A 22,559-nucleotide genomic window follows, 5' to 3' on the forward strand; every position below is an offset into this window, starting at 1 on the left:
AATGTCTGGTTTAATTAATTTAATAAGCGAATTTTCTTCAAGCCTATTTATCCTACCCATTTTGGTATTGATGAATGTTATTATAACTATAATTATTTACTTTATAAATGATAAGAAGGTTTTAAAATATTTGCCTTCAATTATAATAGGTGTTATATCGATTTTGATAGGGATATATTCAATAATTATCTTTACAACACCTAGAGGATTGAATACATCGTGGATTGCTATATTTTTATTGACAACGGCAATTGTTGGTATAGTGACCGGATTTATAATAGATTTATTTGTATCCTTAAGAAGGGATTTGGGTATTAATAAGGGCAATGTTAAAATAAACACAAGAAAAAATAAAACATTCAAAGCTAAGAGACGAAGAGAAAAGGAAAACTTAAATGACTAAGAATAAAGCAGCCTTTTTTGATATAGATGGAACACTTTTTAGAAATTCACTTCTAATAGAGCATTTTTTAAAGTTAGTTGAAGATGGAATTTTAGATAAAAAAATTTGGACAGATGAGATTGGACCTCTTTACAGTAAATATGAAAACAGACAGGGTGCTTATGAAGATTATTTAGACAAATCTGCTTTAGCCTACCAAAAATCCATGCGAGGTCTTGATAAAAAAATTATAGATAAATATTCTCAGATAGTAATAGAGGAAAATAAAAATAAGGTTTATAATATTACAAAAAATGCTGTAAATAAGCATTTAGAAGATGGATTTTTAATTTTCTTTATATCAGGGTCACCAGACTTTTTAGTAGGTGATTTTTCTAAGCTTTACAGTGCCACCGAGTCTATTTCTACTATTTATGAATTTGATGAAAATAATAAATTTACTGGTAAAGTATTACCTATGTGGGATGGCAAGAGTAAGTTATCAGCGGTAACAATTCTTAAGGATAAATATGACATAGATCTTAATAATTCCTATGCCTATGGTGATACAAATGGAGATATCACCATGTTCCAAATGGTAGGAAATCCACATGCTATAAATCCATCATATGAATTGATAGAAAAATTATATGAAGATGAAGATTTAAGAAAAAAGTCAGTTATTAATATCGAAAGAAAAGATGTAAATTATTCTTTTAAATTAAATGATTTAAAAGTTGACTTTACAAAATTTTAAAAAAAATCCTTTGAATTTTTTTTAATATGATATTTTTAAAAAGCTAAAACAACAAGACATATATACAATAATTAGTTAGTTATGTATATTTTTACTATATTTTTAGCTTTTTTTATTTTCGAGAAAAATATATCTAAATAAAAGACTTTTAATTTGTGGTAAAATAGTAACTGAGGTAAGACAATGAAGGCAGAATTAAGTAAATCTTTTCCAATAATTGAAAAACTTGAATATAATTATCTTGTTGATAAAGATGTATACTCACTTAATACACTTATGTCTTTATTGTATGACAGATGTCTAGCTAGTTTTTCTAAGCATTCTTATTATGCAAAAGATTATTGCTTTAAGAATCTTAAGAAATATTTTTGGAATTTAGTAGATATTGATGAGATAATCAACAGCTTAAGTAGAAATATTGGTAAGGATATAGATAGGTATGAATATTTAATATCAATTAAGGCTCAATATAGGGCGTTTAATTCCAAAAAAGATGTAGATAAATTAGAGCTACTAATGATAGAAACACTAGGGGTTGAATATCTGGTAGAAGGCAGGAATTATTTTTATAATAGAGAAGATAAAAGAATGCTTGAAATAGGAGATAATTTGAAATCTTCTATATTGGATGATAAATTATTGCTAGCTAAACTAAAAGAAGATGTTTATAATTTTTCTGATATAGTTTTAAAGAATAAGATATATGGCATCGATTTATCTACAAATAAACAGCTCACTTTTAATAGAGAAAGTATTTTTACAGAAGACATTACAATAAAACAAACCCAAAAGATATATGAAAAAACTATCAACTACCTTTCTAGGTCCATAGTTGATATTTATGCCGAGTATTATTATAGGGGTTTGATAAGAGAAGTATTTGAAAGGTATCAATAGGGCTTAATTAGCCCTTTTTATTTTGTTTATGATAGTTTTAGGAATAGATCCGGGTATAGCCATTATGGGCTATGGTGTGATTGAATTTAATGGAAATAAAGTTAAAGTATTAGAAAACGGAGTAATTACTACTTCGTCAAAGACAGAGACTCCAAAAAGATTAGAGATTCTCTATGATAATTTAGATAATATTATAAAAGAATATAAACCTGATGAGTTTGCAATTGAGGAATTGTTTTTTAATCAAAATGTTAAGACTGCTATAACAGTAGGACATGCAAGGGGAATTCAAGTACTCTGCGCTCAGCAAAACAATATTGATATCTACGAATATACTCCTCTCCAAATAAAGCAGGCGATTACTGGTTATGGTAGGGCAAGCAAAAAACAGATGCAAATGACCATAACAAGCTTACTAAATCTAAGGTCTATACCCAAACCAGATGATGCTGCTGATGCTTTATCAGTAGCTCTCTGTCATGTACTTAGTCAAAGATTTAAAGAACAGTTTAGGATGAAATAATGATTTCTTATATAAAAGGTGATGTAAGAGCGATTAGTGAAGAAGGCTTTATTTTAGAAGCAAATAACATAGGTTATTTTATAAATTCATCACTTACAACTCTTGCTAATATTAAAATAAATAATGAGTATAAAATATATACTTCAATGCAAGTAAGAGAAGATGATATATCTCTTTTTGGCTTTGAATCTGAGGAAGAATTAGAGATGTTCTTACTCTTGATATCTGTATCAAGTATTGGGCCAAAGATTGCTATTGGAATGCTTTCATCGATATCTTCAGATGAAATAAAACTTGCGATAGTAAATAATGACATTGACAAGTTAACAAAGGCTAAGGGAATTGGCAAAAAGACTGCATCAAGAATTATCTTAGAGTTAGTTGATAAGGTTAAGAAAATGGCAATTCCAGAAATACCTGATAGCAAAACTGAAGATAATTTTACTAATGATTATGAAGTAGCAAGACAAGCTCTTAAGAACTTAGGCTATCTCGATAATGAAATTGCAAGAGTTTTAAGAGAATTAAAAGATGAGAACTTAAGTCTTGAAGCATTGATAAAAGAGAGTTTAAAAAGGCTAATATAGGTGATTTTGTATGTATGATGAAAATCAAAGGATTGTAGGAAGTAACGAGCAGATTGAAGATATAGGCCTTGAAAATTCTATAAGGCCTAAATGGCTAAGTGATTATATCGGGCAAGATAAGGTAAAAGAAAAGTTAGATATTTTTATAAAATCTTCTTTATCAAGAAAAGAGCCTCTTGACCACGTACTTTTACAAGGACCTCCAGGACTTGGTAAAACTACTCTATCGACAATTATTGCCAATGAACTTGGTGTAAATCTTAGAGTGACAAGTGGTCCGGCTATAGAAAGGCCATCAGATCTAGCAAGTATACTTACAAATCTCCAACAAGGTGATGTACTATTTATAGATGAGATTCACAGGATTAATCGCTCTGTTGAAGAGATACTTTATTCTGCTATGGAAGATTTTGTTTTAGATATAATAGTAGGTAAGGGTCCTAACGCTCAATCTATAAGGATAGATTTAGAGAAATTCACCCTAATTGGAGCAACAACCAGAGCAGGTATGTTATCAGCCCCTCTTCGTGATAGGTTTGGTGTTTTACTTGCTTTAAACTTATACGATAGTAAAGATTTAACAACTATTGTAAAAAGATCAGCAAATATACTCGATATACCAATAGATGATGATGGGGCAGTAGAGATAGCTAAAAGATCTAGAGGAACTCCTAGGATTGCAAATAGGCTCTTAAAAAGAGTAAGAGATTATGCGATAGTAAAGGCAGATGAAAAGATTGACTACGAAACAAGTAAAAAGGGTCTTGAGTTACTTGAAATAGATCCGATGGGCCTTGATAATATGGACAAGAAAATTATCTACACCATGTATGATAATTTTGGAGGTGGACCAGTTGGCGTTGATACAATAGCAGCATCAACTGGTATAGAAAATGTAACGATAGAAGATGTTTATGAGCCTTATTTACTACAAATAGGTTTTATATCACGAACACCTAGAGGAAGAGTTTTAACAAGAAAAGCCTACGAGCACTATGGCTTAAAATATGAGGATTAAATGAAAACAAGCGAATTTGATTATTACTTACCAGAAGAATTAATAGCCCAACATCCTTCAACTAAAAGAGATGAAGCTAGGATGATGGTTTTAGATAGAAAAAGCGGAAAAACTTGCGATAAATATTTTTATGACATCATCGATTATCTCAAAGAAGGTGATGTCCTTGTAATGAATGATACAAGGGTAATACCAGCTAGATTATTTGGAGCAAGACCAGGAAAGTCTGAGAAAATTGAGGTATTTTTACTAAACAACACAGAAGGTGCTAAGTGGGAAGTCTTGGTTAGACCAGGCAAGAAGATGAAAATAGGAACAGAGGTAGTATTTTCCGACGAATTATCATGCAAGGTGATAGATATAAAGGACGATGGAAATAGGATTGTAGAATTTTATTTCGAAGGAATATTTAATGAAATCCTAGATAGACTTGGCAATATGCCACTTCCTCCTTATATAAAGGAAAAACTAAAAGATAATGAAGATTATCAGACAGTTTACGCTAAAAACCCTGGTTCTGTAGCAGCACCGACAGCTGGACTTCACTTTACTAAAGATCTTCTTAAAAGGATAGAAGAAAAGGGCATAAAGTTAGCCTATCTTACTCTAAATGTAGGTCTAGGAACTTTTAGACCTGTAAGTGAAGATGACCCAACAAATCATAAGATGCACTCAGAATTTTACACAATCTCACAAGATACTGCGGATATCATAAATGATGCAAAGGATAAAGGAAACAGAGTTATAGCGGTAGGAACAACATCTATTAGGACTCTAGAATCAGTTTATCAGAAGAATAATAAAGTTTGTGAGGACTCTGGTTGGACAGATATCTTTATATATCCAGGTTTTGAATTTAAGGTAGTAGATGCGATTATAACAAATTTTCACCTACCTAAATCAACTCTCATTATGTTAATAGCAGCCTTCACAAGCAGAGAAATTATACTAAACGCCTACAATGAAGCAGTTAAAAAAGAATATAGATTCTTCTCATTCGGCGATTGTATGTTCATAAAATAGGGGGAAAGATGCCTTTAAAATACGAATTAATTAAAAAAGATAAATACACAAATGCAAGGGTTGGTGTGATTCATACAGCCCATGGAGATATTCCTACTCCTATCTTTATGCCAGTAGGAACTCTAGGTACCGTAAAAACAATGACTGTAGATGACTTAAAAGAAATGAAAGCAAGGATTATCTTAGGTAATACCTATCATTTATACTTAAAGCCAGGTATGGATATAATGGAAAAAGCAGGTGGCCTTCATAAATTTATGAATTGGGATAGGCCAATTCTTACTGATTCTGGTGGATTTCAAGTTTTTTCTCTAGCTGATAATAGAAAAATAAGTGAAGAAGGAGTTATGTTTAGGTCTCATATAGATGGATCAAAACACTTCTTTACACCTGAAAAAGCAATAGAAATTCAAAATACTATACATTCTGATATTATGATGAGCTTTGATGAATGTGTAGATGCGAGGGCTGATTACGATTATGTGAAAAATTCAATGGAGAGAACTCTAAGATGGGCAAAACGAGGGCTTGATTATCATAAAGAACATTCTCATCCTGACCAATCACTATTTGGTATAGTACAAGGTGGAATGTTTAAGGACTTAAGAGAAATATCTGCAAGAGAAACAACAGCAATGGATTTTGACGGATATTCTATAGGTGGCCTATCTGTTGGTGAAACAAAAGAAGAAATGATTGATATCTTAAATTTTACAACTCCTTTATTACCAGAAGACAAACCAAGATATAATATGGGAGTAGGTACACCTGATTATTTATTTGAATCATTCCAAGCTGGTATTGATATGGCAGACTGTGTTCTTCCAACAAGAATAGCAAGAAATGGTACAGCAATCACATCTAGAGGCAGACTAGTTGTGAAAAATGCAACCTATAAGGAAGATTTTTCAAAATTAGATCCTGATTGTGATTGTTACACTTGCTCAAATCATTCAAGGGCTTATATAAGACACCTTATAAATGCCAATGAAATCTTAGGGGCAAGACTTCTATCCTACCATAACCTATATTTTTTACTAAAAATGTGCGAAAATATAAGGGAAGCTATAATGAATGATTCTTTCTTAGACTATAAAAAAGAATTTTATAGTAAATATGGTTACTAATGAAATTAGAATATATAATCTTAATTCTCTTAGCTTCAGGATTTTATTATACAAATATAAAAGAATACAGGAAAGAAAGAGAAAAAAATAGGTATATAGAAAATAATTTGAAAGAATCTAATAAAATTATCACTAAATCTGGAATAATAGGTTACGTTACAAATATTGATAAAAATGTTATTACAATAATTACTGGTGAAGGAGCAAAAACATCCTATATCACCATAGAAAAATCATATATCGAAGACATTTTAGATTAAGGGCCAGGGGCCCTTTTCTTTATATAAAGCAATTAAAGAGTATAATTTCTATGAAAGGATTTTATGGCAAACTGGTTTATATACAATAAAAAACAAAATTACATTAATAATTTAAAAATAGAAGATATTACAAAATTACAGGCATTAATATTAGGAAATAGGGATATAATCGACCCTAAAATAGTAGATATGTTTATAAGGCCAAGTCTTGACAAATTACACGACCCTTTTCTACTAAATGATATGGACAAGGCAGTCGATTTGATTATAAAGACAATGCAAGAAGGTGGAGAAATAAGAATTTTTGGAGATTATGACCAAGATGGTATAGCATCTGTTATGACCTTGATGGATGGAATGTTGTTTTATTACGATAATATATCTTATGATATTCCTCACAGGGTAGATGAAGGCTACGGCATATCTTCAAAGATGAGTGATAAGGCTATAGATGATGGGGTATCTTTGGTAATAACTTGTGATAATGGTATAACAGGTTTTGAACAAATAGATAATTTAAGGGCTAATAATATAAATGTCATAGTGACAGACCACCATCAAATTGAAAAAAAAGAAAATGATGAATGGGTAGAACAAGTTCTTCCAAAGGCCAATGCAGTCATAAATCCTAAAAGATTAGATTCTAATTATCCTTTTGATGATTTATGTGGGGCAGGAGTTAGCTTTAAGCTGATGCAAGGTCTTTACCAAAAGCTAGATGGAGATATGTACTATTTGTATTCTTTACTTGAATATGTAGCCATGGGAACAGTTTGTGATGTCGTCTCCCTAACTGATGAAAATAGGATATTTGTAATCGAAGGACTCAAAAGGCTAAATCAAACAGAAAAAATTGGTATCAAAGCCCTCTTAGATGAAGCAGGTTGGGAAAAAGAAGTAGATGAATACACTCTAGGCTTTATTTTAGGTCCTCTAATGAATACTACAGGCAGGCTTAAATCAGCCAAAATGGCCATCGACCTTTTGATAGAAGAGGATATAGATGATATTTATGATAAAGCTCGTGAATTAGTCAAGCTTAACAACGAAAGAAAGTCGCTGACTGAATCTGCTTATAAGAGAGCGTGTGAAATAATAGAAGAAAATTCCTATGACAAGGATGATGTAATAGTAGTCTATGATGAAAATTTCAATGAATCAATCTGTGGGATAGTAGCTGGTAGGATAAAGGAAAAATACTACAGACCTACAATAGTTTTAACCAAATCTAAAGATGAAAATATAGCAAAAGGTTCGGGTAGATCAATAGAAGCTTATAATATTTATGAAGAAATTTTACCCTTTAAAGACCAATTAGCTTCATTTGGAGGTCACCCTATGGCCTGTGGACTTTCAATAGAAATTACTAATATTGATGAATTTAGAAAATTTTTAAACAAAAATTCAAAGCTTACCGCTAAGGAAAAAGAAAAATCAATCAATGTAGATAGTCAAATAAATATCTCTAACCTATCATTAGAATTTGCCGAAAGCCTTTTAAAATTAAAGCCTTTTGGTAAAGAAAATGATAAGCCTTTATTTGCAAATAAGGATGTTTCGATTGCAAGCCTTTCAATGATAGGCAAGGATAAAAATACTATGAGGCTATCACTGTTTCAAAATGGCTCCTACTATAATGCTATAAAATTTGGAGCTGAGAAAGAATTTCAGTATTTAAAAGATAAGTTTAATGGCCAAATAGTTGGACAAAAAATAGATATAGTTTATTATCCAGATATAAACGAATTTAGGGGTCAAAGATCCCTACAACTTAAATTAATAGATATCAGGTGATTTTATGGCAACAGATTTTAACAAAGAATTTATAAAATTTAAAGAAATTATACTAAATAATAATCCAAAGGCTGACATTGATCTTATTAAAAAAGCCTATGATTTTGGTGTGAAAAATCATGATGGACAGAAGAGAAATTCTGGAGAAGATTATTTTATCCACCCAATAGCTGTTGCCGAGAATTTATCTAATATGAAATTAGATGATCAAACTATATGTGCAGGTTTGATGCATGATGTTTTAGAAGACACTCCTGTAACAAGAGATGAAATGAAAGATATCTTTGGCGAGGAAATAACCTTCTTAGTTGATGGTGTAACTAAGCTAAAAAACTTAAATTACAACTCTCGTGAGGAAAAACAAGCTGAAAATATTAGAAAAATGGTAATGGCTATGGCTAGCGATGTTAGGGTTGTTCTAATAAAGCTAGCAGATAGGCTTCATAATATGAGAACTCTTGAGTATATGACAAGAGAAAAACAGATCCAAATAGCTAATGAAACTATCGAAATTTACGTACCTCTAGCCCACAGACTTGGAATTTATTCATTAAAATGGGAATTAGAAGATTTGTGTTTTAGATACCAAGAGCCTGATAAGTATTATGAACTTGCTGAGATGGTAAGTGTAAAAAGACGAGAAAGAGAAGCATATATCAATGAAATAATTGATACTTTGACAAAATCACTTGCTAATACAAAAATAAACTTTGAAATTTCAGGAAGACCAAAGTCTCTATATTCTATCAACAAGAAGATGGAAAGAAATAAAATTGCCTTTGAGGAAATTTACGATTTGACAGCTATTAGGGTACTAGTGGATACAATTGCTGAATGTTACGCTGTTTTGGGAAAGGTTCACTCAATCTGGAGACCTATACCTAATAGGATTAAGGATTATATAGGTCAACCGAAACCAAATGGATATAGGTCCTTACACACAACTGTATTTGGCGATGATTCAAGACCTTTTGAGGTACAAATCAGAACAAGGCAGATGCATAGAGAATGCGAATTCGGTGTAGCTGCTCATTGGAGATATAAGGAAAATAAAAATACCAAATCAGACTTTGATGATGCAATGAGCTTTTTAAGGCAAATTGTAGAATGGCAAAAAGAAGGTGGCAGAGAGCAAAATAACCAAGAATTTATGGAAACTTTGAAAAACGACTTCTTCTCAAGAGAAATTTATGTTTATTCTCCTGCAGGTGAAGTTTATTCATTGCCAATAGAGTCTTGTACAATAGATTTTGCCTATAAAATCCATACCGAAGTTGGTAATTCTTGCGTAGGGGCCAAAGTCAATGGCAGGATGGTGCCCCTAACCCATAAGCTAAAAACAGGAGACCTTGTTGAAATAATCACAAGCAAAAATTCTCAAGGGCCAAGTAGGGATTGGCTTAATATTGTACAATCAAACCAAGCCAAATCAAAAATAAAACAATACTTTAAAAGGTATGATAAAGAAGAAAATATTGAAATAGGAAAAAGTTCTGTAATAAAGGAGCTTAAAAAATATAAGCAACATTACAAAAGCCTCTTAAAGCCAGAATGGCTAGACGAGATATCTACAGATTTAGGGTTCCCATCAGAGGATGAAATGTATGCATCTGTAGGCTATGGAAGGACTACGCCAGAGCAAATAAGCCAAAAGCTTATTAGAAGGGAAAAAGAGCTTGAAAACCAAGAAAAAATAGATAAGTCTTTTGAAATTAACAATAGGGAGATTAAAACTCAGGTTACAAACGAGATTAGAGTTTCTGATTTAACGGAAGATGTTGAGGTTAAATTTGCAAAATGTTGTACACCAGTTCCAGGGGACCCAATAGTCGGCTTTATAACTAAGGGTAATGGTATATCAGTCCACGTAAAGACTTGCCCAAATATAATAAATTCTAAGTCACCAGAAAGACTCATAGATGTTTATTGGCAAAATCTAACCACTGACAAATTCCCTGTTAAGATTCAAATAATTTCTCTAAATAGTCCATCAACTTTATTTGAGGTATCAAAGATAATTTCGACATTTGATGTAAATATTCTAAGCATAAATGCGAGAACAGATTCTGATGAAGGAATAATGGATCTTATAATTGAGGTTAAAAGCACACAAGAATTAGAAGATGTAATAAAAAAATTAAAGACGATAAAAACAGTATCGGATGTATTTAGGGTGAAAAATTAATGAGAGCAATTATACAAAAAGTTACAAAAGCTAGTGTTGTAGTGGATGAGGAAAAGATATCTGAGATAAACGATGGTTACTTAATTTTATTAGCTGTTAAAGAAACAGATACAGATGAAGACCTTGCCTATATACAAAGAAAAATAAGCAATTTAAGAATATTTGAAGATGAAGAAGGTAAGCTTAACCTAAGTCTCAAGGATAAGGGAGGAGAAATTTTATTAGTTAGCCAATTTACTTTATATGGAGATGTAAGAAAAGGCAATAGGCCATCCTTTACCCAATCAGCAAATTTAGAAAAAGCAAATGATTATTATTTAAAATTAAGGGATAATTTAATTGGAGAGGGATTTAAGGTAGAAACTGGTAAATTTCAAGCCCATATGCAAGTATCTCTTACAAATGATGGTCCAGTAACCATAATATTAGATAGTGAGAGGATTTTTTGATGAAAGTTAAAAGATTTACCCTAGGACCAGTTATGACAAATATGTATGTGGTTTCAGTAGATGGGAAGGGCTTTTTAGTAGATTGTGCTTATCCATCTCCTGCCGTAGATAAGTATATCGAGGATAATAATATTAAGATTGAATTTATCCTTCAAACCCATACTCACTTTGACCACGTAACAGGACTTAAGTATTATAAAGATAAGTATGTTGTTCCAGTGTATTCTAGCGAAGATGCAAAAGATATAGCTGAAGATAAAAATTATAACCTAGGACATCATTTAGGGAATCTAGAAGTTCCAATTGATATTTATCTAAAAGATAATGATGTATTTAGTAAATATAATATTAGAGCAGTTAAAACTCCGGGCCATACGATTGACTCAATGTGTTTTGTAATAGATAAGGCAATATTTACAGGCGATACACTTTTTAGGTTATCAATAGGAAGGACAGATTTTCCAGGCGGGTCAATGGTAGAAATAATAGATTCTATCAAAAATAAACTTGCAAGCTTTGATAGGGATTATATAATTTATCCTGGACATAATGAAGAAAGCCTTTTGGGCTTTGAACTAGATAACAATCCATTTTTAAATTAATGGGAGGAAATATGGAATTTAAAAGAACAAATATGTGTGGAAGCCTAAGAATTGAAGACTTAGGTAAAGAAGTAGTTTTGATGGGCTGGGTTGGCAAAAAACGTAACCTTGGATCTCTTGTATTTATAGATTTAAGAGATAAGACTGGTATTAGCCAAATTGTGGTCAGAGAAGAAGATGCTGATAACTATCAGGTAGCAAAAAGCTTAGCTCAAGAATATGTAATAGAAGTTAAGGGAAAAGTTTTTGAAAGAGAAAGCAAAAACTCTGAGATTCCTACAGGTGATATTGAAATAATCGCTGATAAGATCAACATCCTTGATAAGGCAAAGACACCACCAATTTATATCAAGGATGATGATGATGTTAGCGAAAATTTAAGGCTAAAATATAGATATCTTGATATGAGAAAACAATCTGTTCAAAGAAATCTAAAGCTTAGATCTGATATTGTTAGGACAATGAGAGAATATATGTATGACAATGATTTTACAGAAGTTGAAACTCCTTTTCTAACAAAACCAACCCCAGAAGGCGCTAGGGACTATCTTGTACCATCAAGAATAAACTCAGGTAAATTTTATGCTCTTCCACAATCACCACAGTTACTAAAACAAATTTTGATGATTGGATCTCTAGATAGGTATTTCCAAGTTGTAAAATGTTTTAGGGACGAGGACTTAAGGGCGAATAGGCAACCAGAATTTACTCAGCTTGACCTTGAAATGAGTTTTTCAAACCAAGATGATGTAATAGCAATGAATGAGGGTTTACTAAAGACTTTATTCGATAAGTACACAGACTATGACTTAAAACTACCAATAGCAAGGATGGATTATAGTGAAGCAATTGAGTCATACGGTTCAGACAAGCCAGATTTAAGGTATGGTTATAAAATTCAAAATGTATCTGATATATTTGTAGATAGTGACTTTAAAGTATTTTCAGACAATACATCAGACGGTAGATCTGTAAGGGCCATTAACTTTACAGGCTTAGAAGATAAATATTCAAGAAAACAACTTGATAAATTAACAGATTTTGTAAAAGATTATGGACTCAAAGGACTTTCTTATATTAAATTTAACTCCGATATGCAATCATCAATCAAAAAATTCTTAACTGATGATATTATAGAAGGATTGAAAAATAATCTAGGAGCAAAAGAAGGCGATTTAATATTCCTAGCAGCCGATAAGGATAAAACAGTTCTAGAAGCCTTGGGAGCCCTAAGAGTAAAGATTGCAAAAGATAATAACCTTTATGAAAAAGAATATGCCTTAACATGGGTAGTAAACTTCCCAATGTTTGAATATAGTGAAGAAGAAGATAGGTATGTTGCACAGCACCATCCTTTCACTATGATGAACGAAGAGGACATAGACCTACTTGAAACTCAACCAGAAAAGGTAAGAACCCAAGCGTACGACATAGTTATAAATGGTGACGAGATGGGTGGAGGCTCAGTAAGGATTAATAATTCAGACCTACAAGAAAGAGTCTTTAAAGCTTTAAAACTAAGTAAGGAAGATATTGAAAATAAATTTGGTTTCTTTATTGAAGCCCTACAATATGGTACACCACCACATGCAGGACTAGCTTATGGTCTTGATAGGTTATTAATGCTATTTGCAAAAACTGATAATATCAAAGACATAATTGCATTCCCTAAGACACAATCAGCAACTTGTCCTTTAACAGAAGCACCATCAATCGTTGATGATAAGGCTTTAAATGAGTTAAATATTAAATTGAGGTGATAAATAATGTCAATGACTAAAGAAGGTTTAGTCCTTGAAAATAATAATGGAAATCTTAAAATTCAAGTTGATAGGAATAGCGCGTGCGGCTCATGTGCAGCAAATGGCTCTTGTGCAGAAAGAAAATCAACTATAATTGAAATGTTTTCAGCGGATGATATAAAAAAAGGAGATACAGTACTATTAGAAAGTGATGCGAATGAAATCAATAAACTTTCTGCTATTGTATATATATTTCCAGTAATAATGGTGATGATTGGAGCTATAGGCCCATCATTACTATTTAAAAATTCTAACTTGGATTTAAATCTTATTTCTTTATTAAGCGTATTAGTATTTTTAGCTATTTCAATCTTAATAATAAGAGGGATAGATAAGAATTTTAAAAAAGAACAATTAATGAAGATAAGAAAATTATGATAAGCGATATTGAATATTCAATATCGAACAATGGAGTGATAAAATGGCCTTACCAATAGTAACCCTAGTAGGTAGAACAAATGTAGGTAAATCTACGCTTTTTAATAGACTAGTTGGCAAAAGAAAATCAATTACTGAAGATATATCAGGAGTTACAAGAGATAGGATTGTCGATAAAGTAGAATGGCAAAATAATGAATTTCAGCTTGTTGATACTGGCGGTATAGATATATCAAGTAAAGAGATGATGAATGTCGAAATCAGAGGGCAAGTAGAAAAAGCTCTTCTTGAGACAAATTTAATACTATTTGTAGTCGATGGTAAAGAAGGAGTCAACCCTCATGACGTCGATATTGCAAATGAAATAAGAAAATATAATAAGCCAGTTATAATCGTAGCAAATAAAGTCGATAATATGATAATGCCAGATGACATTTATGATTTTTATCAATTTGGATTTGATGATTTGAAAATTATATCAGCAGAACAAGCAAAGGGACTAGGAGACCTATTAGATGCAGTTACATCTTATATTGACTTTTCTCAGTTTGATTCACCAGAAGACGAGACAAGAATTGCCATAATAGGTAAACCAAATGCTGGTAAAAGTTCTCTTGTCAATCTGCTTTTGAATGAAGATAGGATGATAGTAACAAACATCGCTGGTACAACTAGAGATGCTGTAGATTCTTATTGGCAATACAATGACAAAAACTATGTCTTAATTGATACTGCTGGCCTAAGGAGAAAGGCAAAAGTTAAAGAAAACATAGAATATTATGCCAATCAAAGGACTTTTGATGCTGTAGATAGTGCAGAAATTTGCTTGTTTTTGATAGATGCTACAGTAGGAGTTACAGAGCAGGATGCAAAGATAGCCGGTTATGCCCACAACAATAAAAAAGCAATAATAATTGCAGTAAATAAGTGGGATTTGGTTGAAAAAGAGACTAATACAATGGCTGATATGGAAAAAAAAATCCGTGAGACTCTATCTTTTGCAATGTATGCACCAATTGTCTTTATGTCAGTTAAGGATAATAAAAGAATAGATACCCTATTAGATATGATAGAAGCTGTAGATAATAACTATAGAATGAGAATTAAGACTGGTGTTTTAAATACAATTTTACAAGATGCAATGCTATTAAATCCACCTCCACAAGATAAGGGTAAGAGACTTAAGATTTACTACATGAGCCAGGTAGGAACTATGCCACCAAAATTCTTGTTGTCAATAAATGATAGAGATTTAATTCACTTCTCCTATACTAGATATCTAGAAAATCAAATCAGACAAAATTATGCATTGACTGGTGTACCTTTTAGTTTTGTATTCAAAGAACATAAGGCAAAATCATGAAATATATATTAGTAATTCTGCTATCCTACCTAATAGGATCAATACCAGCTGGTTATGTGATTGGAAAAATATTTTTTAAACAAGATATAAGGAAAATGGGTTCTGGCAATGTAGGAAGTACAAATGCCTTGAGAAATTTCGGGAAATTAGCAGGTTTAGGAACATTTCTATTTGATTTTTCAAAGGCTATTGTTGCTTGCATAATTGGTAAAAAACTTGCTGGGGAAGAAGGAATTTATCTAGCGATGTTTTTTGTCGTCATTGGGCATATGTATAGCTTCGTCCTTAATTTTAAGGCAGGAAAGGGAATAGCAACAATTTTTGGAGCTTTGGTATATATCAATCCTGTATTTGCCCTAACCCTATTTGCTGTATTTTTAGTAGTTATGATTGCAAGTAGAATAGTATCTCTTGCTTCTATGAGTGCTGCTCTTGTAGCTATTGTATACGGTATATATAAGTTTGGAATTAATAGCTTTACTATATGTTTATCTATTTTGGCATTGATGATAATTTATAAACATAAGGATAATTTTAAAAGACTTATCAAGGGTGAAGAGAAAAAAATATTTTAGGTGATTAAATGACAATATCAATTTTAGGAGCTGGTTCTTGGTCGACAGCTATAGCAAATATTCTAGCAGAAAAAGATGATGTTTTGATATATGCTAGAGATCAAAGATTGGCAGATTCCATAAATTCAAACCATATAAACTGTAAATATTTTCCAGATATAAAACTTAATGAAAAGATAAGAGCTACTTCTGATTTAAAAGAGATTTATGAAAATAAATATATAATCAATGGTATACCAACCCAAAATATAAGGTCAGTCTTGGAAAAATCTAGAGATTATCTATGCAGCAATCATGTTATTATCAACTTATCAAAAGGTCTGGAGCTAAACACTCATAAGAGAATATCAGAAATTTTTAATGATTTTAATAAGGATATTAAATTTGCAGTATTAAGTGGCCCATCACATGCTGAAGAAGTTATTTTTAAGATGCCAACAACAATAGTTTGCGCTTGTGAAGATGAAAGTTTAGCAAAAGAATTACAACAGCTATTTGTTAGAGACTATTTTAGAGTCTACTCATCACAAGATGTAGTAGGTGTTGAATTAGGTGGAGCTATTAAAAATATACTTGCTTTTGGAATAGGTATGTCAAGTGGACTAGGATATGGTGATAATGCGAAGGCAGCCCTCATCACAAGGGGGATTCATGAAATGAATAGGTTTGCGAAAGCATTTGGTGCAAACCCTAAAACTATAAATGGTTTGGCAGGGGTTGGCGATTTGATAGTGACAGCTACTAGTAAACATTCTAGAAATAACAGAGCAGGGATTTTAGTAGGTCAAGGTTTAAGCATAGAAGAACTTGAAAAAGAAATCCATATGGTTGTTGAAGGTATACCTACAACAAAGGCAGTTTATGAATTAGCTAAGGAAAAAAATGTTGAGCTTCCAATAACAAATGAGATATATGAAGTTCTTTTTGAAGGTAAAGATTGTGACCAATCGGTAAAAGATTTAATGAATAGAGAAATTAAGAGCGAATATTAATTTTTACATATATTAAAATTAGGATATAATAAGTGTAAGAATTTAAAAAGAAAAAGGGTGGTTTAAATGTTAGATAGGTTTAAAGAATTCATTGGAATTGATGATAATTATGACGATTATGATGATGAGCAAATGTATTATGATGATGAAGATGCCAAAGAAGAAAAAAAAGAAAGTAAAACTTATAGCAATCTATTAGATGATGACAAGACACCATCATATTCATCAAACACTTTTTCATCAAGCTCTTATGGTAAAAATAATACTAATACTTATAAAAGCTCATATACAAGCAGTGTGGATGATAATGTAGTTAGCATGAACAGTAATAATTTTTCTAGGAGTAATAATATGAGAATTTCAATTCAAGAACCATTAGATTATGATAATGATGGTCCAGTAGTAATAGAAGAAATCCTAAAAAATAGAGTAGTGGTTCTTAATTTAGAGATGGTTGATAATGACCTTAGAATGAGGATATTTGACTTTGTTAGTGGAGCAGTATACGCTCTCAAAGGTAATATGAAGAAGGTTACTAAAGGTATATTTGTAATCACACCTAATGGTGTTGAGATAGATTCTTTTGTAGCTGATCAAATATCAGAAGGTAATTATAACCAATTATAGATCGATTAATTTCGATCTTTTATTTTTATGGCTTTAATATATAATCTCGACCATATTTTAGATAAACAGACAAAAACAAATATAAGGAAAGCCTTGGCTTTTTTAGAAAAAGCTTATTATAGAAAAGTCGAAACAACAAGCTTTTTCTTAGATCCCTATGAACAAAAAGTGATAAGTGATATTGCTACTAAAAATAATATCGATATTGCCTTTATTGGTGGTAACCCTGATGCTGAAAGAAAGATGTTTGTTGCAAACTACTACTATCTACCTCTATATGAGCCTAATTATCTAAGTGTATTAGAATTTGACTCATGCGAAATAAGCCATCCTGATGTACTTGGAGCTTTATTAAGTTTAGGTGTAGATAGAAATCAGATAGGTGATATTTCTATACTAGATTCCAGGGTAGAATTTGTTATCGATAAGGGGATAGCTTCTTTTGTAGAATTCAATTTAACAAAAATTAAAAATGAAAAGATACAATTAAAAGAAAAAGAAGCTGGACAAATTTCTTTAATTCCTTTAGAATATGAATATCATAAAGGATTCGTTTCAAGCCGAAGACTTGATAATCTTGTAGCAGAATTTATATCTACATCAAGAGGCAAGGCCAAAGAACTAGTTGCCGCCAGAATGGTTAAGGTTGATTTTCAGACTATAGATAATCCATCATATAGAGTAAATGAATCTTCCCTGATTTCTATTAGAAAAAATGGAAGATTTATATATGATTCCATAAGCGGTTTAAGTAAAAAAGGAAACTACCACATAGAATATAGGAAAATTAAATGATATATATATTTATAATTATAGCCGGTCTAATTTTAGATAGACTTAGCAAAATTTACGCAATTAATAATTTTATAGGTAACCCAATCGAAGGTCCAATAATAAATCTCACTTATTTAGAAAATAGGGGAGCAGCTTTTGGGATTTTACAAGATAGGAGGATATTTTTCCTGCTTATTACGGTAGGAATAGTTTGTTATTTAATATATTATTTTATTAAAAATTATAAAAATAATCCTCTCATATTAAATGTAGCCCTATCATTTATTATATCAGGAGCTTTGGGTAATTTTTATGATAGAGCCTTTAATGGTTATGTTGTAGATTTTATAGAGATCTCTTTTGTAAATTTCCCAATATTTAATATTGCAGATATCTTTGTCACAATAGGTTGTGGCTTATCAATAATATATATACTTTTTATTCATGAAGAGAATTAAAAACATTATAGGAAATGATTGGGATGAAATATTAGAAGCTGAATTTGCTAAGTCCTATTTTAAAGAAATAACTGATTTTTTAGAAGAGTCTTATAAAGAAAACACTATATTTCCTCCAAAAGATGAAATCTTTAATGCTCTTAGACTATCCTCTTATGAAGATACTAAGGTTCTTATTTTGGGCCAAGATCCTTACTATAATTTTGGCCAGGCAAATGGATTAGCTTTTTCAGTTAATGAAGGTGTAAAGATACCGCCTTCACTTAAAAATATTTATAAGGAATTAAAATCAGATTTAGGCATTCCAATCGCTGATACTGGTTCACTAGTTTCTTGGGCTAAACAAGGAGTGCTTTTACTTAATACAAGTCTAACAGTTGTGGAAAAGAAACCTAATTCTCATAAAAATATTGGTTGGCAAATTTTTACAGATGAAATTATTAAGATACTAAATAAGAAAGAAAGTCCATGTGTCTTCATTCTCTGGGGAAATAACGCCATAGCTAAAGAAAAATTCATAACGAATCCTAAACACTTAATTATAAAATCATCACATCCTTCGCCTTTATCAGCAAGGAGAGGATTTTTTGGATCAAAAGTTTTTTCAAGAACAAATCAATTTCTAAAAAAGAATAATGAAAAAGAGATTGATTGGAAAATAGAGACTCTAGATAGTTTATAGGCTATCGAGAGTCTCTATTATTTTTTTTGCTAATGCTAAGAGATTTTTATAATTATATAAAAAATCTTGTCTGATAATTAAGAGATTTTCGTTAATTTCAGTATTTGAATTATTTGTAATATTTAAAGTATTAATTGCAACATGACCATTTGACCCATCTGGGAAATTTCCGTATAGGACGAATAGGTTGAGTCTGATCAAATTATCTTTTATTACTATTTGATAGTTGTCTTTAACCAAATATGTTTCATTCAGATTATTATCTGATATAAATTCTATATTTGCTATGTCTTTATTAATATTAGCATTAGAGATGTAAATATTACCAAACTTTGTAGCAATTCCTAATTTTTCTTTAAGTATTTCTTTTATATCGGCAAGCTCTGCCGTAGCTATTAAATCATTCTCATTGTGCTTTAATATAGGATAAGGCTTATCTCTTTTTTTAAGGTCATCTTTTAGTTTAGAAATTACCTTGTATCTACTTGGATCATTTCTATTAATACCGATTAGTTTTTCTATATCGATAAGCTTCATAGAATCAAAATAGATAAATTTTGAACTTCTTTTAATTATCCTATAAATGTCGAAACTATCATCTACTATTATTGGAAATTTCTCATGAGCTAATAAACGTGAATTTAAAAATTCGAAGTCAAATATTTCCCCATTAAAGCTAATAACTCTTTTATCTTTAATTTCTCGTAAATATATGTTAAGTAATCTTTCTTCCTCACTATCATCTTCTGCAAAATATTGAAAGATATATGTTTTATTATTTATAAGTTTCACAAGACCAAGCAAAACAAGCTTATCCCTTTTAAAATCTAAGCCAGTAGTTTCAATATCCAAAACAAGGTCGTGACTTGTTATTTTATTTGATTTTAAATATTTTTTAATTGTAATCATAACATTATTATACTATAGATTTGTAATCTAACTTACTTCTAATATAATAGAAATATTAAGGAGTATGTATGATCTATTTAGATAATGCTGCGACTACAAAGATGTATGATGAGGCAATAAAAGCGTATGTAAAAGCTCAAGAAGAGACCTTTGCAAATCCAAGTGCCCTCCATTCATTTGGTATGGAAGCAGAAAATTTAATAAAAAAAAGTAGGAAATATATAGCTAGTGTTATCTCGTCTGCCGAGAGTGAAGTATTTTTTACAAAATCAGCTAGTGAATCAAATAATATAGCCATCAAATCTTTTGATGGGGTGGCGTTAACAAGTAAAATAGAGCATTCTTCAGTGTACGAAGCTTTTAAAAAATCTGATTTTGATAAAGTCATTTACCTAGATAACGATAAATATGGTTTTATTGACCTTAATGATTTAAAAAAACAATTAAATAATGATATCAGTTTTGTATCAATAATATATGTAAATAATGAAATAGGTTGTATTCAAGATATTAGAAAAATTTCTGAAATTATAAAATCTTATAACAAAAATATAATTTTACATATTGATGCAACGCAAGCTTTAGGAAAGATAAACTGTGATGTTAAGTCACTAGGTGTTGATATGATGAGTTTCTCCGCCCATAAATTTCACGGTCCGAAACAAATGGGTGGACTTTATATAAAGAAGGATATAACCGCAAAGGTTAAACCTATTTTGGATGGAGGCTATCAAGAAATAATATCATCTGGAACAAGCGATGCCCCATCAATATATGCTATGGCGATTGCCCTAAGAAAACAAATTGAAGCTAATGAGTATGAATATATTAAAGAAATTAACTTATATTTTAGATCTTTAATAAAAGATAGTATTGATGATTACTATATAATTTCTCCAGAAGAAAATTGTTCTGCATATATTCTAGATGTTGCTTTTGCAAATATTAAGGCTGAGGTTTTACTCCATATGCTGGAAGAAGAGGAAATTTATGTATCAAGCGGCTCTGCCTGCTCAAAGGGTGATGATAGCAGGATTTTATCTGCTATAGATTTAGATGAAAAATATATGGATGGGGCAATTAGATTTTCTTTCAGTGGAGAAATAAGCAAAGAAGACCTTGATTTTACAATAGATATTCTAAAAAGAAGTATTGAACTAATAAGGATGGTAATATAATGGAATGGATGATTGCGGTTAGCTTTGGCGAAATATTTTTAAAGGGTAAGAATAGAAATATTTTCTACAAACAAGCAATTAATAATATAAAAAGAAATATAAGAGAAATCAAACACGGCAAGATGTATACAGAATCCTCAAAACTCTATATTGAAGCTGATAGGCAAGATTTCGACAAATTAAAGGAAAATATCTTAAAGGTATTTGGGATTTCTTATCTTGCTTATGTTTTAAAAACAAATAAAGATCTTGATTCTATATATGAAGCAACAAAAGAGGTTGTTGAAAACTCATATGCTGACAATAAATACACTTTTAAGGTAGAAAGTAGAAGAACTGATAAAACTTTCAAGCTAAAAAGTCCTGAATTAAGTGCAAAAATAGGTGGATTTATGCTAAGGGATTTCCCGAACCTAAGGGTGGATGTTCATAATCCTGATTTTAAGCTTTATATAGATGTAAAAGAAAATGTTTATGTATATGCCGATAGGTTTGAGGGCTTAGGAGGCCTTCCAATTGGTTCTTCAGGAAAGGGTCTATTGCTCTTATCTGGAGGAATTGATTCACCAGTGGCTGGGTTTATGGTGGCTAAAAGAGGAATGAAGATTGACTGCTTACATTTTCATTCATATCCTTTTACTTCAAAAAGAGCCTTGCAAAAAGCGATTGACCTAGGAGAAATTTTATCTGCATATACAGGCAAAATGACAATATATTCGATAAATTTAGCTGATATTTATAAGGCAATAAATCAAAACTGTGATAGGAGGGAAACGACCATCTTATCCAGGAGGTTTATGATGAGGATTGCCAATAAAATTGCTGAAAATAAGGAGTATCAAGCTTTAATTACAGGTGAAAGCTTAGGCCAAGTAGCAAGTCAGACTATAGAATCTATTTCTGTAATAAATGATTCATCAGAAAGGCCGATTTTAAGACCACTAGTTGCTATGGATAAGAAGGATATTATTGATATATCATATAAGATAGGCTCCTATGAAAAGTCTATAGAACCATATGATGATTGTTGTTCAATATTTGCTCCTGATTCTCCACTCACAAAACCTAAGTTAAAATATATAAAGATGTCTGAAGAAAATCTAGATATAGAAAAGTTAGAGAATGAAGCTATTGAGAAGATGGAAATAATAGAAATATCTTGACAAAACTATTAAACAGAAGTAGTATATATAAGTAGACCGCTCAGCTAGGGCTCT

At 31.0% G+C, this 22,559-nt stretch carries 25 protein-coding genes; 24 read left to right on the plus strand and 1 reads right to left on the minus strand.

The features are described from left to right. Nucleotide 1: 1 nt before the first annotated feature. From C8269_RS02140 to C8269_RS02245, 22 genes are all read left to right on the plus strand, one after another. Nucleotides 2-403 (plus strand): hypothetical protein, encoded by a 402-nt coding sequence (locus C8269_RS02140; RefSeq protein WP_106460211.1) that lies wholly within the window; start codon nt 2-4, stop codon nt 401-403. After that, complete coding sequence (locus C8269_RS02145; protein WP_106460212.1) at nt 396-1,139, plus strand: HAD family hydrolase; 744 nt, start codon at nt 396-398, stop codon at nt 1,137-1,139. Before C8269_RS02140 ends, C8269_RS02145 begins: the two co-directional genes overlap by 8 nt. Nucleotides 1,140-1,322: 183 nt before the next feature. Then, complete coding sequence (locus C8269_RS02150) at nt 1,323-2,036, plus strand: hypothetical protein (RefSeq protein WP_106460213.1); 714 nt, start codon at nt 1,323-1,325, stop codon at nt 2,034-2,036. A gap of 28 nt (nt 2,037-2,064) precedes the next feature. Then, nucleotides 2,065-2,559: a crossover junction endodeoxyribonuclease RuvC gene (gene ruvC / locus C8269_RS02155; RefSeq protein WP_106460214.1), complete on the plus strand. Its 495-nt coding sequence runs from the start codon at nt 2,065-2,067 to the stop codon at nt 2,557-2,559. Then, on the plus strand, nt 2,559-3,146 hold the full coding sequence (ruvA, locus tag C8269_RS02160) for a Holliday junction branch migration protein RuvA (protein WP_106460215.1): 588 nt from the start codon (nt 2,559-2,561) through the stop codon (nt 3,144-3,146). Before ruvC ends, ruvA begins: the two co-directional genes overlap by 1 nt. Nucleotides 3,147-3,156: 10 nt before the next feature. Further along, entirely contained in the window at nt 3,157-4,164 is a 1,008-nt protein-coding gene (gene ruvB / locus C8269_RS02165) for a Holliday junction branch migration DNA helicase RuvB (protein WP_106460216.1), read from the plus strand. Next, entirely contained in the window at nt 4,165-5,187 is a 1,023-nt protein-coding gene (queA, locus tag C8269_RS02170) for a tRNA preQ1(34) S-adenosylmethionine ribosyltransferase-isomerase QueA (RefSeq protein ID WP_106460217.1), read from the plus strand. Between the two features lie 8 nt (nt 5,188-5,195). Further along, on the plus strand, nt 5,196-6,314 hold the full coding sequence (gene tgt / locus C8269_RS02175) for a tRNA guanosine(34) transglycosylase Tgt (protein WP_106460218.1): 1,119 nt from the start codon (nt 5,196-5,198) through the stop codon (nt 6,312-6,314). Further along, nucleotides 6,314-6,574: a preprotein translocase subunit YajC gene (yajC, locus tag C8269_RS02180; RefSeq protein WP_106460219.1), complete on the plus strand. Its 261-nt coding sequence runs from the start codon at nt 6,314-6,316 to the stop codon at nt 6,572-6,574. Before tgt ends, yajC begins: the two co-directional genes overlap by 1 nt. A gap of 63 nt (nt 6,575-6,637) precedes the next feature. Beyond that, complete coding sequence (recJ, locus tag C8269_RS02185; RefSeq protein WP_106460220.1) at nt 6,638-8,368, plus strand: single-stranded-DNA-specific exonuclease RecJ; 1,731 nt, start codon at nt 6,638-6,640, stop codon at nt 8,366-8,368. Nucleotides 8,369-8,372: 4 nt separating this feature from the next. Beyond that, entirely contained in the window at nt 8,373-10,553 is a 2,181-nt protein-coding gene (locus C8269_RS02190) for a RelA/SpoT family protein (RefSeq protein WP_106460221.1), read from the plus strand. Then, nucleotides 10,553-11,002 (plus strand): D-aminoacyl-tRNA deacylase, encoded by a 450-nt coding sequence (dtd, locus tag C8269_RS02195; protein ID WP_106460222.1) that lies wholly within the window; start codon nt 10,553-10,555, stop codon nt 11,000-11,002. The genes C8269_RS02190 and dtd overlap by 1 nt, the downstream gene beginning before the upstream one ends. Continuing rightward, entirely contained in the window at nt 11,002-11,604 is a 603-nt protein-coding gene (locus tag C8269_RS02200; RefSeq protein WP_106460223.1) for an MBL fold metallo-hydrolase, read from the plus strand. The genes dtd and C8269_RS02200 overlap by 1 nt, the downstream gene beginning before the upstream one ends. A gap of 11 nt (nt 11,605-11,615) precedes the next feature. Further along, on the plus strand, nt 11,616-13,364 hold the full coding sequence (gene aspS, locus C8269_RS02205) for an aspartate--tRNA ligase (protein WP_106460224.1): 1,749 nt from the start codon (nt 11,616-11,618) through the stop codon (nt 13,362-13,364). A gap of 12 nt (nt 13,365-13,376) precedes the next feature. Continuing rightward, nucleotides 13,377-13,784, plus strand: a complete 408-nt coding sequence (locus tag C8269_RS02210) for a SoxR reducing system RseC family protein (RefSeq protein ID WP_234025818.1) — start codon at nt 13,377-13,379, stop codon at nt 13,782-13,784. Nucleotides 13,785-13,827: 43 nt separating this feature from the next. Continuing rightward, a complete protein-coding gene (gene der, locus C8269_RS02215) occupies nt 13,828-15,147 on the plus strand; it encodes a ribosome biogenesis GTPase Der (RefSeq protein WP_106460226.1) in 1,320 nt (439 codons plus the stop codon). After that, a complete protein-coding gene (gene plsY, locus C8269_RS02220; protein WP_106460227.1) occupies nt 15,144-15,722 on the plus strand; it encodes a glycerol-3-phosphate 1-O-acyltransferase PlsY in 579 nt (192 codons plus the stop codon). The genes der and plsY overlap by 4 nt, the downstream gene beginning before the upstream one ends. Before the next feature lie 8 nt (nt 15,723-15,730). Continuing rightward, the gene (locus C8269_RS02225; RefSeq protein ID WP_106460228.1) at nt 15,731-16,714 is read left to right on the plus strand and encodes an NAD(P)H-dependent glycerol-3-phosphate dehydrogenase; all 984 of its coding nucleotides are present in this window, start codon (nt 15,731-15,733) and stop codon (nt 16,712-16,714) included. A gap of 66 nt (nt 16,715-16,780) precedes the next feature. Continuing rightward, nucleotides 16,781-17,341: a cell division protein SepF gene (locus C8269_RS02230; RefSeq protein WP_106460229.1), complete on the plus strand. Its 561-nt coding sequence runs from the start codon at nt 16,781-16,783 to the stop codon at nt 17,339-17,341. 93 nt (nt 17,342-17,434) lie between these two features. Then, nucleotides 17,435-18,136 carry a YlmH/Sll1252 family protein gene (locus C8269_RS02235; protein WP_321161872.1) on the plus strand — a complete coding sequence of 234 codons (702 nt, stop codon included), beginning with the start codon at nt 17,435-17,437 and terminating at the stop codon, nt 18,134-18,136. Then, complete coding sequence (gene lspA / locus C8269_RS02240; protein WP_106460231.1) at nt 18,133-18,573, plus strand: signal peptidase II; 441 nt, start codon at nt 18,133-18,135, stop codon at nt 18,571-18,573. Before C8269_RS02235 ends, lspA begins: the two co-directional genes overlap by 4 nt. Next, complete coding sequence (locus C8269_RS02245; RefSeq protein ID WP_410035497.1) at nt 18,560-19,255, plus strand: uracil-DNA glycosylase; 696 nt, start codon at nt 18,560-18,562, stop codon at nt 19,253-19,255. Before lspA ends, C8269_RS02245 begins: the two co-directional genes overlap by 14 nt. On the opposite strand, the gene C8269_RS02250 is transcribed toward C8269_RS02245, so the two are convergent. Next, nucleotides 19,250-20,164 (minus strand): ribonuclease H-like domain-containing protein, encoded by a 915-nt coding sequence (locus tag C8269_RS02250; protein WP_106460232.1) that lies wholly within the window; start codon nt 20,162-20,164, stop codon nt 19,250-19,252. The two genes, C8269_RS02245 and C8269_RS02250, sit on opposite strands and share 6 nt — an antisense overlap. Nucleotides 20,165-20,232: 68 nt before the next feature. On the opposite strand from C8269_RS02250, the gene C8269_RS02255 reads away from it, so the two are divergent. Both C8269_RS02255 and thiI read left to right on the plus strand, forming a co-directional pair. Beyond that, complete coding sequence (locus tag C8269_RS02255; protein WP_106460233.1) at nt 20,233-21,342, plus strand: cysteine desulfurase family protein; 1,110 nt, start codon at nt 20,233-20,235, stop codon at nt 21,340-21,342. Next, nucleotides 21,342-22,505, plus strand: a complete 1,164-nt coding sequence (thiI, locus tag C8269_RS02260) for a tRNA uracil 4-sulfurtransferase ThiI (RefSeq protein ID WP_106460234.1) — start codon at nt 21,342-21,344, stop codon at nt 22,503-22,505. The genes C8269_RS02255 and thiI overlap by 1 nt, the downstream gene beginning before the upstream one ends. The last annotated feature ends 54 nt before the right edge of the window (nt 22,506-22,559 follow it).

The organism is Anaerococcus sp. Marseille-P3915, from assembly GCF_900258475.1.
GTDB classification, from domain to species: Bacteria; Bacillota; Clostridia; order Tissierellales; family Peptoniphilaceae; genus Anaerococcus; species Anaerococcus kampingae.

What these genes read in the sequence shown, in the direction of transcription:
- dtd (WP_106460222.1), top strand. Translation starts at nt 10,553, where the DNA reads ATGAGAGCAATTATACAAAAAGTTACAAAAGCTAGTGTTGTAGTGGAT.
- recJ (WP_106460220.1), top strand. Translation starts at nt 6,638, where the DNA reads ATGGCAAACTGGTTTATATACAATAAAAAACAAAATTACATTAATAAT.
- ruvA (WP_106460215.1), top strand. Translation starts at nt 2,559, where the DNA reads ATGATTTCTTATATAAAAGGTGATGTAAGAGCGATTAGTGAAGAAGGC.
- C8269_RS02255 (WP_106460233.1), top strand. Translation starts at nt 20,233, where the DNA reads ATGATCTATTTAGATAATGCTGCGACTACAAAGATGTATGATGAGGCA.
- ruvC (WP_106460214.1), top strand. Translation starts at nt 2,065, where the DNA reads ATGATAGTTTTAGGAATAGATCCGGGTATAGCCATTATGGGCTATGGT.
- C8269_RS02225 (WP_106460228.1), top strand. Translation starts at nt 15,731, where the DNA reads ATGACAATATCAATTTTAGGAGCTGGTTCTTGGTCGACAGCTATAGCA.
- C8269_RS02250 (WP_106460232.1), bottom strand. Translation starts at nt 20,164, where the DNA reads ATGATTACAATTAAAAAATATTTAAAATCAAATAAAATAACAAGTCAC.
- C8269_RS02245 (WP_410035497.1), top strand. Translation starts at nt 18,560, where the DNA reads ATGAAGAGAATTAAAAACATTATAGGAAATGATTGGGATGAAATATTA.
- C8269_RS02230 (WP_106460229.1), top strand. Translation starts at nt 16,781, where the DNA reads ATGTTAGATAGGTTTAAAGAATTCATTGGAATTGATGATAATTATGAC.
- queA (WP_106460217.1), top strand. Translation starts at nt 4,165, where the DNA reads ATGAAAACAAGCGAATTTGATTATTACTTACCAGAAGAATTAATAGCC.
- tgt (WP_106460218.1), top strand. Translation starts at nt 5,196, where the DNA reads ATGCCTTTAAAATACGAATTAATTAAAAAAGATAAATACACAAATGCA.
- thiI (WP_106460234.1), top strand. Translation starts at nt 21,342, where the DNA reads ATGGAATGGATGATTGCGGTTAGCTTTGGCGAAATATTTTTAAAGGGT.
- C8269_RS02210 (WP_234025818.1), top strand. Translation starts at nt 13,377, where the DNA reads ATGACTAAAGAAGGTTTAGTCCTTGAAAATAATAATGGAAATCTTAAA.
- plsY (WP_106460227.1), top strand. Translation starts at nt 15,144, where the DNA reads ATGAAATATATATTAGTAATTCTGCTATCCTACCTAATAGGATCAATA.
- C8269_RS02200 (WP_106460223.1), top strand. Translation starts at nt 11,002, where the DNA reads ATGAAAGTTAAAAGATTTACCCTAGGACCAGTTATGACAAATATGTAT.
- yajC (WP_106460219.1), top strand. Translation starts at nt 6,314, where the DNA reads ATGAAATTAGAATATATAATCTTAATTCTCTTAGCTTCAGGATTTTAT.
- C8269_RS02140 (WP_106460211.1), top strand. Translation starts at nt 2, where the DNA reads ATGTCTGGTTTAATTAATTTAATAAGCGAATTTTCTTCAAGCCTATTT.
- C8269_RS02145 (WP_106460212.1), top strand. Translation starts at nt 396, where the DNA reads ATGACTAAGAATAAAGCAGCCTTTTTTGATATAGATGGAACACTTTTT.
- lspA (WP_106460231.1), top strand. Translation starts at nt 18,133, where the DNA reads ATGATATATATATTTATAATTATAGCCGGTCTAATTTTAGATAGACTT.
- der (WP_106460226.1), top strand. Translation starts at nt 13,828, where the DNA reads ATGGCCTTACCAATAGTAACCCTAGTAGGTAGAACAAATGTAGGTAAA.
- ruvB (WP_106460216.1), top strand. Translation starts at nt 3,157, where the DNA reads ATGTATGATGAAAATCAAAGGATTGTAGGAAGTAACGAGCAGATTGAA.
- C8269_RS02150 (WP_106460213.1), top strand. Translation starts at nt 1,323, where the DNA reads ATGAAGGCAGAATTAAGTAAATCTTTTCCAATAATTGAAAAACTTGAA.
- aspS (WP_106460224.1), top strand. Translation starts at nt 11,616, where the DNA reads ATGGAATTTAAAAGAACAAATATGTGTGGAAGCCTAAGAATTGAAGAC.
- C8269_RS02190 (WP_106460221.1), top strand. Translation starts at nt 8,373, where the DNA reads ATGGCAACAGATTTTAACAAAGAATTTATAAAATTTAAAGAAATTATA.